We start from the raw sequence: 11,755 nt of genomic DNA on the forward strand, positions 1-11,755 counted from the left end.
TGTCTGTGTCCTCACTTCACTTCGACGAGTTCGATCGCGCGCACATCCAGCTTCGATTTTTCGAGCGGATTATGCGGACGCGTCTCCAGCCAGAAGCGATACAGCAGGCTCTTCGCCGTATCCAGCCGATACGCGCTCGACGCGCGCATGTCGGTGAGCGGCGCGTAGTCGTCGGCGAGCGCGCGCATCGCGGCTTGCGCGGTCGCTTCGTGCCATTGCGCATCGGCGAGCGCGGCTTCGGTGCGCGCGGCGCGCTTCGGCGTCGCGGCCATGCCGCCGAACGCGACGCGCGGCTCGCGGATCACGTCGCCATCCGCGATATACGCGAACGCGGCGCACACGGCGGAGATATCGGAGTCGAAACGCTTCGAGAGCTTGTACGTGCGAAAGCGCAGATTCGCGCGCTTGCCGGCGCGCGTCGGCACCTTGATGGCCGCGACGAATTCGTGCTCCGCCATGTCCTTCTTCTGATACGCGAGGTACAAATCTTCGAGCGGCATCTCGCGCATGCCGTCGATGCTCGCCAGCACCACGCGTGCGTTCAGCGCGATGAGGCCGGGCATCGAATCGCCGATGGGCGAGCCGTTCGCGACGTTGCCGCCGATCGTGCCCGCGTTGCGGATCGGCAATGACGCGAAGCGCAGCCACATTTCCTCGAGTTCGGGATACGTCTTGAACAGTTCCGCATACGCGCGCTCGACCGTCACGCCCGCGCCGATCTCGATCCACTCGTCCGTGGTCTCGACGCGCTTCATCGCCTCGATCTGGCCGATGTAGATGACGTCGCCGAGATCGCGCAACTGCTTCGTCACCCACAAGCCGACGTCCGTGCTGCCCGCGAGCAGGCGCGCGCCCGGCTTCTGCGCCTTGAGTTGCGCGAGGGCTTCGACGGTGCGCGGCGCGTCGAACTCGCGGCCCGCGTGCTCGTAGTGGAAAGTATCGCCGCGCTTGAGCGTATCGAGCGTGCGCGCGAGCGATTCGGCATTGAGCGGCGCGAGCGGCGCGTGATCGAACATGCGCTCGGCGGCATCGATGATCGGCCGATATCCCGTGCAGCGGCACAGATTGCCCGTGAGCGCATCGCTGATTTCCTGGCGCGTCGGCACGGTCTTGTGCGCGCAATTCGCGCTCGCGTGGCCGTGCTTCTCGTAGAGCGCGAACATCGACATGGCAAAGCCCGGCGTACAGAAGCCGCACTGCGAACCGTGACAATCGACGAGCGCCTGCTGCACCGGATGCAGCGAGCCGTCCGGTTGCCGCAGGTCCTCGACGGTGAAGAGCGCGCGGCCATCGAGCGTCGGCAGGAATTGCACGCACGCGTTGACCGCCTTGAACGCGACGCCGCCCGCGCCGTCCGGCTCGCCGACGACGACCGTGCACGCGCCGCAATCGCCTTCGGCGCAGCCTTCCTTGGTGCCGGTGCAGCGCGCGTCTTCGCGCAGGTATTGCAGGACGGTGCGAGTGGTGGACGCGCCGCTGACTTCGCGAACGGCGTTGCGATGGTAGAAACGGATGGGCTCGCTCATGGAATCGTGTCTCGCGGGGCTTCGATGTCTCTTGCTGGTTGCGCGGGGTGCGCAGCCGGTGGCGGTGAGGATCGGCGGCATCATTTTCAGATTAGTCCGACCGCCTCGATGGTTCGAAAGCTACCACTGCCAATATCCGTGACCCATAGCCGACATTGCATGTACGACATATTCGTGTCGCGATAAGTCCGCGAAGCCTTGCTGGACAAGCCTGGCGCCGATACCGCACGATCGTACGCGACGGCAATTTGGTCCATCCGGTTACAAAACGCCCGCGACGCTGCGCCGCAACATATGGGAGAATCACGGCTTCCCGCCGAGTTCAACCCCGCATTTTCCCTATGTCCACCGAGTCCCGCACCGCCGCGCCGCCAAGCGATCTGGCCGTCACCTTACGCATCGTGTCGGTCGTGCTGTACACGTTCCTCTGCTACCTGACGATCGGCATTCCGCTCGCGGTGCTGCCGGGCTTCGTGCACACGGATCTCGGCTATGGCTCGGTGATGGCGGGCGCCGCGATCAGCGTGCAGTACTTCGCGACACTGCTTTCGCGTCCGCTCGCCGGCCGCACCGCCGATACGCTCGGGCCGAAGAAAACCGTGCTCTACGGGCTGGCCGCGTGCGCGGCGAGCGGCGTGCTGCTGCTGGGATCGGCGCTCGCGGCGCAATGGCATGCGGTGAGCCTCGCGCTGCTAGTCGTCGCGCGGCTCGTGCTGGGCTTCGGCGAAAGCTGGGTCGGGACGGGATCGATCACGTGGGGCATCGGGCGCGTGGGCGTCGCGCATAACGCGAAGGTGATTTCGTGGAACGGCATCGCGACTTACGGCGCGCTCGCGATCGGCGCGCCGCTCGGCGTCGCGGTCGATCATTCGCTGGGCTTCGGCGCGCTCGCGTTGATCGTCATTGCGCTCGGCGCGATCGGCTACTGGCTCGCGACGCGCATGGCGAGCGTGCCCGTGGTGCACGGCGAGCGCATGTCGTATCGCAGCGTGTTCTTCCGCGTGCTGCCGTATGGCTTCGGGTTGGCGCTCGGATCGGCGGGCTTCGGTTCCATCGCCACCTTCATCACGCTTTTCTACGCGGCGCATAACTGGCCGAACGCCGCGCTTTCGCTGACCGTGTTCGGCACGACGTTCGTCGGCGCGCGCCTGCTGTTCGCGAACACGATCAAGACCTACGGCGGATTCCGCGTGGCGATCGTGTCGTTCGCGCTCGAATGCGCGGGCTTGTTGATGCTGTGGCTTTCGGCGGAACCGACGTTCGCGCTCGCGGGCGCGGCGCTGACGGGCTGCGGCTTCGCGCTCGTGTTCCCGGCGCTCGGCGTCGAGGCGGTCGGACTCGTGCCACCCGCGAGCCGGGGCGCGGCGCTGTCGGCGTATTCCGTGTTCCTGGATTTGTCGCTCGGATTGACCGGGCCGCTCGCGGGATATGTCGCGGGCGAGTTCGGGTATGGATCGGTGTTCCTGTTCGCGGCGGTCGCGGCGGCGATGGCCGTGGCGTTGTCGGTCGCGCTTTATATGCGGGCGGGGCGCGGGGTCGGTGGGGCGGCGACGGCTTGACGCCGCGCGCGTTCCGACTGTCGCTAGGAGCCGGCTTTCGAGCCGTGCAGTCGAAGCCCGAGCGCTTTGACGACTTTCAGGATCGTGCCGAAGCTCGGGTTCCCGTCTTCGGACAGCGCTTTATAAAGCCCTTCGCGGCTGATGCCGCTGTCGCGCGCAACTTGCGCCATGCCGCGCGCCCGGGCGATCACACCGAGCGCATGCGCGATGAAAGCGGGATCGTCAGCGCCTTCCTGAAGGCACGCGTCGAAGTACTCGGCGATGTCGTCGTCGGTTCGCAGGTGTTCGGCGGAATCCCAGGGGCGGGTTTTGAGTTTGGCTGCGGTCATCGTTCATTCCAGATCAAGGTAAGGCAACATTCCGTGCGCAGACTTGATGTCTCTCGCCTGGGTCGACTTGTCGCCACCACATAGAAGAATCACCAGCACATCTCCTCGCTGCACGTAATAGACGCGATAGCCCGGCCCGTGGTCAATGCGCATTTCGACAACCGGTGAGCCCGCCGAGTTGGTGTCTCCCGGATTTCCCATCGCTAATCGGTCGATGCGGGCTTGTATTCGGCGCTTGTCGATGCGGTCTTTCAGCGACTCAAACCAGTCATCGAAGATCTCGGTCGTGCGAATGGTCAACACGGTCATAGTAATCCATGGTTCACATCACGTAAACTGCAGTTCACACCGCGGCTTCCTCGCGGCAAGCCTGCTCGCGCTTGCCAATCACGAGAGCGTACGAGACTGCACTCCCCTTCGTCTCCACGCTTTGTCTTAAAATCGCCGCTTAGCCCACAGCGTCCGATTTATGAACTCGACCTCGGAAGACCGCTGGCGCGACTTGCGCCCGGACCCGGACAGCGACACGCCGCTTTATCTCCAACTCGCCCGCAAGCTCACCGACGCCATCCACGACAATCGCTGGAACGCCGGCGAAGCGCTGCCCTCGGAACGCGTGTTGTCCGAAGCGCTCGGCGTATCGCGGATCACGTCGAGAAAAGCCATCGCGCTGCTCGTCGAACAAGGGCTCATTCGACGCGAGCAAGGCGCCGGCAGCTTCATCCGGCCGCGCTACGAAGACCCGCTCTCGCGGCTCTCCAGCTTCTCGGAAATGCTCAGGCGACGCGGCTTCCAGCCCAGTTCGAAATGGCTCTCGCGCACCATCGAGCCGGCCAATCGCGAAGAAGTCATCCAGCTCGGGCTTTCGCCCGCCGCGACCGTCACGCGCCTGAAACGCCTGCGTCTCGCCGACGACATCGTGATGGCCGTCGAGAACTCCACCTTCCCCGCGTCGCTCGTCCCGGATCCGCTTTCCATCGGCGATTCGCTCTACAGCTATCTCGATGCGCGCGGCCTCTCCATCGTCCGCGCGCTCCAGCATTTCCGCGCGGTGAACGCGAGCCCGGAGATTGCTGAGCAAATGGGCATCGCGCCGCACGACGCACTGCTGCTCATCACGCGCGTGGGCTATACCGCCGATCAGCGCGCGATCGAGCTGACCGATACCTACTGTCGCAACGACTACTACGACTTCGTCGCCGAACTGCGCAAATAACGACGTCGCCCGCCCATGACCGATACCGCCGCAGCCCAGCCGTCCGACAGATCGCTTTCCATCATGCTGTGGCTCGTGGCAACGGGCTTCTTCATGCAGACGCTCGATTCCACGATCGTCAACACCGCGCTCCCCGCCATGGCGCGAAGCCTGGGCGAAGCGCCGCTGCGCATGCAGGGCGTCGTCATCGCCTACTCGCTCACGATGGCGATGATGATTCCCGTCTCCGGCTGGCTCGCGGACAAGCTCGGCACGAAGCGCGTGTTCTTCAGCGCGATCCTCGTGTTCACCATCGGCTCGCTGTTGTGCGCGAAGGCGCAGTCGCTGCAGGCGCTCGTCGCGTATCGCGTGGTGCAGGGCGTGGGCGGCGCGATGCTGCTGCCGGTCGGACGGCTCGCCGTGCTGCGCGTGTTTCCGGCGGAGCGCTATCTGTCCGCGCTCGCGTTCGTCGCGATTCCGGGGCTGATCGGGCCGCTCATCGGACCGACGCTCGGCGGCTGGCTCGTGCAGATCGCGTCGTGGCACTGGATCTTTCTGATCAACGTGCCGGTGGGCGTGATCGGCTGCATCGCGACGAACCTGTACATGCCCGACAGCCGCAATCCCGCGACGCCGCGCTTCGATCTGGCGGGCTATCTGCTGCTCGCCATCGGCATGGTCGCGCTGACGATCTCGCTCGACGGCCTCGCCGATCTCGGCTTGCAGCACGCCATCGTGCTCGTGCTGCTGATCCTGAGCTTCGGCTGCTTCGTCGCGTACGGCCTGCATGCGACGCGCGCCGCGCAGCCCATCTTCCCGCTCGATCTCTTCAAGATCCACACGTTCAGCGTCGGCTTGCTCGGCAATCTGTTCGCGCGCATCGGCAGCGGCGCGATGCCTTATCTGATCCCGCTGCTGCTGCAAGTGAGCCTCGGTTACAGCGCGTTCGAAGCCGGCATGATGATGCTGCCCGTCGCCGCCGCCGGCATGCTGAGCAAGCGGCTCGTGACGCGGCTGATCGAGCGCTTCGGCTATCGGCCGGTGCTCGTCGTGAACACCGTGCTCGTCGGCCTGATGATGGCGAGCTTCTCGCTGACGAGCGCGCATCAGCCGCTCTGGCTGCGCCTCGTGCAGCTCGCCGCATTCGGCGCCGTCAATTCGATGCAGTTCACCGCGATGAACACGCTCACGCTGAAAGACCTGGGCACGGGCGGCGCGAGTAGCGGCAACAGCCTGTTCTCGCTCGTGCAGATGCTCTCGATGAGCCTCGGCGTGACCGTCGCCGGCGCGATTCTTTCGACCTTCACCGGACTCCTGCCGCGGGTGACGGAGACGAACTCGCTGCCCGCGTTCCACGCGACGTTTCTTTGCGTGGGCGTCATCACGGCGGCGACCGCTTGGATCTTCGGGCAGCTCGCGCCGGAAGTGCGCGGCGCGCCGCGAAAGCCGGATCCGCAGGAATCGAACTGAACGATGCACGGGCGATCCGCCACCCCGAAGTGCGCACCGCACCGCCCCGGTGCGCCCGGCACCGCGACGCGACGTTCTCGCGATGCTTCGCCTTCCCGCATCGCCAATGCACACACGAATGCCGCGCAATGCCCGGCCGATATTCGATTCGCACGCTTTTTGCTCGAACTATCGAACGCCCGATCTTGTAAACTGCCGGTATCTCAATAAGCCGATTCCCGCGCGCCCAAACCATGAGCATGGTTGACATCGATCCTCCCCGCTTCCAGCCGCCGCGCCCGGTCGCCGGCGACGACGGCTCGCGTCGCACCGTGCTGTACGGCGAGTACACGGTTTTCAGCGTGTTCCAGCCGGTGTTTTCGGTGTCGCACCGGCGCGCGATCGGCTATCACGCGTCGCTGCGTGCGCGGGACGATACGCATCGCCATGTGCCGTCGCATGAAGTCTTCACGCAGGCCGCGCGGCGCGGCGACCTGCTCGAACTCGGGCGGCTCGCGGAATCGCTTCATCTCGGCAACTTCAACGCATTCGACAGCCACGACGAATGGCTCTTTCTGAGCCTTCATCCCGCCGCGCTGATGGACACGAGTTACGGCGATGCCCTCCTCGCCGCGCTCAAGGACATCGGTTTGCCGCCGCAGCGCGTGGTGCTCGAAGTGCCCGAGCAGGCGGGCGGCGAGACCACGCGGTTCACGGAAATCGTCGATTCGCTGCGCAAGTCGGGCTTTCTGATCGCGCTCGACGGCTTCGGCGTGAAGCATTCGAACATCGACCGCGTGTGGCATCTGCGGCCGGACATCGTGACGCTCGACCGCTGCATCCTTCAGCAGGCGACCGAGCATTCCCATATCGAACGCGTCCTGCCGCGGCTCGTGTCGCTGCTGCATGAATCCGGGCAACTCGTGCTGATGGGCGGCTTGACGACCGAACGCGACGCGCTCATCGCGCTGGAATGCAACGTCGATTTCGTGCAGGGCGCGTATTTCGCGCAGCCGAGCGTCGATGCCGTGCACAGCGAAGTCGCCGCGAGCACGATGGATGCGCTGTCCGCTGCATCTCGCGAACGCGTCGCGGCCCGCGAGCGCGCGCAGGCGGCACGTCTGGAGCCGTACGTGAGCGGACTGGAACGCGCGGCCGTCAAGCTGATGGAAGGCGAAACGCTGATGGCCGCGACGAGCGAGCTGCTGCAACTCGCCGATACCGCGCGCTGCTTCCTGCTCGATCACGCCGGGCGTCAGATCGGCGATAACGTCGTGCCGGTCGTGCGCACGTCGCAGCGCGCGAAGCGCTTCAGCCCGCTGCTGCATTCGGAAGGCGCGAGCTGGGAGCGCCGGCCGTATTTCATCGAGGCGCTGCGTGCGCCGGGGCGCGTGCATCTGACGGCGCCGTATCTGTCGATCAACGAGGCGCACTTGTGCGTGACGGCGTCGATCGCGGCGCAAACGCCTTATGGCTTGCAGGTGCTATGCGTCGATATCAACTGGGAAGCGGCGCGGCGTCAGTAGAAATCAAGCTGTCCGAAATAAATCACGACTCTTCGTTCGATTCGGGCCGCAACAGGTCGAAGCCCGCCAGCGCGAGCACGCCCGACAGAACGATGAACGCCGTGGAATGCCGCCCGAAGTAAAGCAGCGCGGCAGCCGACCACGCCGTGAGGCATAAAGCTGCGAAGCGTTTCATGATGCGAATGCGTGCGATGCGTGCGACTAAACCGCCATTTTAACCGTCGGCATGAACGGCATCGCGCGTCGGACAGGCGCAAAAAAGCCCCCGCATGGAGGGCTTTTTTCGTATCGGCCGGCATCGTGAATAAACCGGCTAGAACAGCACTTACGCGCCGAAATTCTTCGCGGCGAAGTCCCAGTTCACGATGTTCCAGAACGCTTCGATGAACTTCGGACGCGCATTGCGATAGTCGATGTAGTACGCGTGTTCCCACACGTCCAGCGTCAGGAGCGGCTTGCTGTCAGTGGTGAGCGGCGTGGCGGCGTTGCTCGTCGACACGATGTCGAGCGTGCCGTCGGTCTTCTTCACGAGCCAGGCCCAGCCCGAGCCGAACGTGCCCACGGCGACCTTCGCGAACTCTTCCTTGAACTTGTCGACCGAACCGTACTTGGCGTTGATGGCGTCGGCCAGCGCGCCGCTCGGAGCGCCGCCGCCGTTCGGCGACAGGCTGTTCCAGAAGAACGTGTGATTCCACGTCTGCGCCGAGTTGTTGAACACGCCGCCCGACGACTTCTTCACGATCTCTTCGAGCGACATGTTCTCGAATTCGGTGCCCTTGATCAGCTCGTTGAGCTTGGTCACATAGGTCTGGTGGTGCTTGCCATAGTGATACTCGAGCGTTTCTTCCGACATGTGCGGAGCGAGCGCGTTCTTGGCGAACGGCAGCGGCGGGAGCGTATGTTCCATGATTGCGAGCTTCCTTTCTATGTGAATTGTGGGACTGTGAGGAGTGAAGCAGTGGAGCAATGGATTGTAGGCGAGTTGGGATAACCCCGCAAACCGCCGGCCTTTATGAGGAAGATCGCTTTCATACCGCTAAAAGAGGCGTAAAAAGTGCTCGCGATGATGCATCGGGCGGGATCGCGGCACGTCAAAAATGCGCCGCGCCCGCTTCAGAATTCGTCCGACAGACGCGGCTGGACATCGGCGAGCAGCACGTCCGCCGACCCTTCCGCGAGATGCACGGTGAGCGGGCGCTTCGGCTTCAGCGCATTCGGCGCACGCAGCGCGCGGCCCGTTTGCGCGTCGATCAACGCAGCGTAGCCGCGTTCCAGCGTGCGCTGCGGACTCAGCACCTGCAAGCGCGCCGACAACTCCGACAAGCACGCCTTCTCGCGCTCCCGCTGACGCTCGCTCGCCTGCCTGATGCGCCCCGCGAGCCGCTGCACATGCTCGCTTTGCGCGGCGATATCCGGGCGCTTGCGTTCCCATCGATACCGCACGAGCGCGAAATGCGCGCGCGCGTCGCGCACGGGCCGCGCGCCCGCCGCCGCGAGCCGGCTCGCGAGCTGCCGCAGATGCACGCGCTGCCGCGCAAGCCGTTCGGCGGGACTCACGAGCCGCCGCGCGAGCCAGTCGAGTTGCTGCGCGCGACGTTCCATCGACCGGCCGAAGCCGCGTGCCAGCGCCGCGTGCCGATGATCCAGCTCGCGCAACAGCAATACGCGCTGCGGGCTGACGAGTTCCGCCGCGCCGGTCGGCGTGGGCGCGCGGACATCGGCGGCGAAATCGGCGATGGTGAAGTCCGTCTCGTGGCCCACGCCGCTCACCACCGGCAGCCCGCTCGACGCGATCGCGCGTGCGAGCACTTCCTCGTTGAACGCCCACAAGTCTTCGATCGACCCGCCGCCGCGGCACACGATCAGCACATCGACTTCGCGCCGCGCGTTGGCGGCTTCGACCATCGCCGCGAGCTTCGCGCCGACGCCCGCGCCCTGCACCGGCGCCGGATACACGATGACCGGCACGTGCGGCGCACGGCGCGCGAGCGTGGTGAGCACATCGCGCAACGCGGCCGCCTGCAGCGACGTGACGATGCCGATGCCGCGCGGATGCGTCGGCAGCTTCCGCTTTCGCTCGGCGGCGAAGAGCCCTTCGCTTTCGAGCTGCGCCTTGAGCCGCAGGAACGCTTCGTACAGCCGTCCCTGGCCCGTGCGCCGCACCGCTTCGACGCTCAGTTGCAATTCGCCGCGCGGCTCGTACATCGTGACGAGCGCACGGACTTCGATCTTGTCGCCTTCGCGCGGCGTGAATTCGGCGTACTGAGCGCGGCTGCGGAACATCACGCAGCGCATCTGCGCGTTGGCGTCCTTGATCGAGAAGTACCAGTGGCCGCTCGCGGCGCGCGTGAAATTCGATACTTCGCCCGACACCCACACGAGCGGAAACGACCGTTCGAGCATTGTGCCGATCGCGCGATTGAGGACGGAAACGGGAATGACGGCGTCGCCGCCTGGCGTCGGCAAGGAGTCGGGAGTCATGGCCTGAAGTCGATGTAAGCGGACCGCGCCGATGCCGGCCGGTCTGGACAGATGCGTGCCAGTGTAGCAAGTGTCCACAAAGAAAGACTTACCGAAGCGCGTGCGCGATGCCCCTGAAAGGCTCGTGAGTTCGTGGCAACCCGTTGATTCGATGAGACAAATCTTAATAGACGAGCGCTTTTCCCGGAGCAACTCTTTCCCATCGCGGATGCAGCCGTTTTCGGCGGCAAGTTCTTCACAGACTTATCCACAGGACGTACGCCTCGAGCCGCGACTGGCGCGCGGCCCGCTCGCGCGATAGAGTGCCGGGTTCGTGCATCGGCGCGACGCCGTCCGGGGCTTGAAGCAGACGCCTTGGACCTCGAGGGCGCCGCGCCGGTCGAACCGTTCAACGAGAGACCGAAACCGAAGGAGTTGCCGTTGCGCGCCCTGCCGTATCCGACCTCTTTGCCGCGTCCCGACGCAAAGGCGGTCCATGTCTGACTTCAAGCCGCCGATCGAAAACTTCCTCGCCCGCCAATGGCGCCGGCGCGGTCCCGTCGCGTGGGCGCTGACGCCCTTCGCGTGCATTTTCGGCGCGATCGCCGCGACGCGCCGCGCGTGCTTCGAGCTGGGCTGGATGAAGCGCGTCGATGTGGGCGTGCCGGTGGTCGTCGTCGGCAACGTGACCGTCGGCGGGACCGGCAAGACGCCGACCGTCATCGCGCTCGTCGAAGCGCTGCGGGCGGCGGGCTTTCAGCCGGGCGTCGTCTCGCGCGGATACGGCGCGAAGGTCGCGCAGCCGACGAGCGTCACGCCGGCTAGCGCCGCCGCGCAGGTCGGCGACGAGCCGCTCTTGATCGCGCGCCGCACGCACGCGCCGGTGTTCGTGTGCCCGGACCGCGTCGCCGCCGCGCGCGCGCTGTTGCAGGCGCATCCGAACATCGACGCGATCGTGAGCGACGACGGCCTGCAGCACTATCGCCTCGCCCGCGCGTTCGAACTCGTCGTGTTCGACGACCGCCTCGGCGGCAACGGCTTCCTGCTGCCCGCCGGACCGCTGCGCGAGCCGATGTCGCGTCATCGCGATGCCACGCTCATCAACAGTCCCTACGACCGCACGCTGCCGCCGTGGCCGAACACGTTCGCGCTCGAACTCGAATCCGGCGACGCGTGGCGCCTCGACGATCCCTCCATGCGCCGTCCGCTCGCCGCGTTCGCGGGCGAGAAAGTGGTCGCGGCGGCGGGCATCGGATCGCCCGAGCGATTCTTCGCGACGCTGCGCGCGGCGGGCATCGCGCCCGCGACGCGCGCCTTCCCGGATCACTACGCGTATCGCGAAAATCCGTTCGCCGCCGTGGAGGCGGACGCCATCCTGATCACCGAGAAGGATGCAGTAAAATTCGGGGCCTGGCGCGATGCGCGCATCTGGGTCGTTCCCGTGCAGGCCGTACTCAGGCCTCGCCTCATCGCTCTCGTTGTGGAGAAACTCCGTGGACGCACGTCTGCTTGAAATCCTCGTCTGCCCGATCTGCAAGGGCCCGCTCAACTACGACCGCGGCGCGCAGGAACTCGTCTGCAACGCGGACAAGCTCGCCTATCCGATCCGCGACGGCATTCCCGTGATGCTCGTCGACGAAGCGCGCCAGACGGTCGAAGGCACGCCCGTGGAGCCGCTCAAGCCCGTCGGCGACGCGTAAGCGCCGCGGAG

12 protein-coding genes are annotated in these 11,755 nt (G+C 65.7%); 6 read left to right on the forward strand and 6 right to left on the reverse strand.

Going from position 1 to position 11,755, the window contains the following annotated elements; all coding sequences use genetic code 11:
• Window positions 1-11: 11 nt before the first annotated feature.
• A complete protein-coding gene (gene xdhA / locus AWB72_RS19420; protein ID WP_087128498.1) occupies window positions 12-1,526 on the reverse strand; it encodes a xanthine dehydrogenase small subunit in 1,515 nt (504 codons plus the stop codon).
• A gap of 341 nt (window positions 1,527-1,867) precedes the next feature.
• On the opposite strand from xdhA, the gene AWB72_RS19425 reads away from it, so the two are divergent.
• Window positions 1,868-3,085: an MFS transporter gene (locus AWB72_RS19425; RefSeq protein ID WP_087128500.1), complete on the forward strand. Its 1,218-nt coding sequence runs from the start codon at window positions 1,868-1,870 to the stop codon at window positions 3,083-3,085.
• Between the two features lie 23 nt (window positions 3,086-3,108).
• Here the strand turns inward: AWB72_RS19425 and AWB72_RS19430 are convergent, their stop codons facing one another.
• Together AWB72_RS19430 and AWB72_RS19435 are read right to left on the reverse strand one after the other, a co-directional pair.
• Entirely contained in the window at window positions 3,109-3,414 is a 306-nt protein-coding gene (locus tag AWB72_RS19430) for an addiction module antidote protein (RefSeq protein ID WP_040051098.1), read from the reverse strand.
• Between the two features lie 3 nt (window positions 3,415-3,417).
• Window positions 3,418-3,723, reverse strand: a complete 306-nt coding sequence (locus AWB72_RS19435; RefSeq protein ID WP_087128501.1) for a type II toxin-antitoxin system RelE/ParE family toxin — start codon at window positions 3,721-3,723, stop codon at window positions 3,418-3,420.
• Window positions 3,724-3,883: 160 nt separating this feature from the next.
• On the opposite strand from AWB72_RS19435, the gene AWB72_RS19440 reads away from it, so the two are divergent.
• From AWB72_RS19440 to AWB72_RS19450, 3 genes are all read left to right on the forward strand, one after another.
• Window positions 3,884-4,630, forward strand: coding sequence for a GntR family transcriptional regulator (locus AWB72_RS19440; protein WP_040051100.1), 747 nt, complete (start codon window positions 3,884-3,886; stop codon window positions 4,628-4,630).
• Between the two features lie 15 nt (window positions 4,631-4,645).
• Window positions 4,646-6,079 (forward strand): multidrug transporter subunit MdtD, encoded by a 1,434-nt coding sequence (mdtD, locus tag AWB72_RS19445; RefSeq protein WP_087128503.1) that lies wholly within the window; start codon window positions 4,646-4,648, stop codon window positions 6,077-6,079.
• Between the two features lie 233 nt (window positions 6,080-6,312).
• On the forward strand, window positions 6,313-7,584 hold the full coding sequence (locus AWB72_RS19450) for an EAL domain-containing protein (RefSeq protein WP_087128504.1): 1,272 nt from the start codon (window positions 6,313-6,315) through the stop codon (window positions 7,582-7,584).
• Between the two features lie 22 nt (window positions 7,585-7,606).
• Here the strand turns inward: AWB72_RS19450 and AWB72_RS29195 are convergent, their stop codons facing one another.
• From AWB72_RS29195 to xseA, 3 genes are all read right to left on the reverse strand, one after another.
• Window positions 7,607-7,759: a hypothetical protein gene (locus AWB72_RS29195; RefSeq protein WP_167550969.1), complete on the reverse strand. Its 153-nt coding sequence runs from the start codon at window positions 7,757-7,759 to the stop codon at window positions 7,607-7,609.
• Between the two features lie 150 nt (window positions 7,760-7,909).
• Window positions 7,910-8,491 carry a superoxide dismutase [Fe] gene (gene sodB, locus AWB72_RS19455; protein ID WP_040051104.1) on the reverse strand — a complete coding sequence of 194 codons (582 nt, stop codon included), beginning with the start codon at window positions 8,489-8,491 and terminating at the stop codon, window positions 7,910-7,912.
• A gap of 206 nt (window positions 8,492-8,697) precedes the next feature.
• Entirely contained in the window at window positions 8,698-10,065 is a 1,368-nt protein-coding gene (xseA, locus tag AWB72_RS19460) for an exodeoxyribonuclease VII large subunit (RefSeq protein ID WP_087128506.1), read from the reverse strand.
• 475 nt (window positions 10,066-10,540) lie between these two features.
• Between xseA and lpxK the strand changes: the two genes are divergently transcribed.
• Together lpxK and AWB72_RS19470 are read left to right on the forward strand one after the other, a co-directional pair.
• Window positions 10,541-11,557, forward strand: a complete 1,017-nt coding sequence (gene lpxK, locus AWB72_RS19465; protein ID WP_087128507.1) for a tetraacyldisaccharide 4'-kinase — start codon at window positions 10,541-10,543, stop codon at window positions 11,555-11,557.
• Entirely contained in the window at window positions 11,538-11,744 is a 207-nt protein-coding gene (locus tag AWB72_RS19470; RefSeq protein ID WP_087128509.1) for a Trm112 family protein, read from the forward strand. Before lpxK ends, AWB72_RS19470 begins: the two co-directional genes overlap by 20 nt.
• The last annotated feature ends 11 nt before the right edge of the window (window positions 11,745-11,755 follow it).

Source organism: Caballeronia concitans (assembly GCF_001544615.1).
Lineage (GTDB): Bacteria > Pseudomonadota > Gammaproteobacteria > Burkholderiales > Burkholderiaceae > Caballeronia > Caballeronia concitans.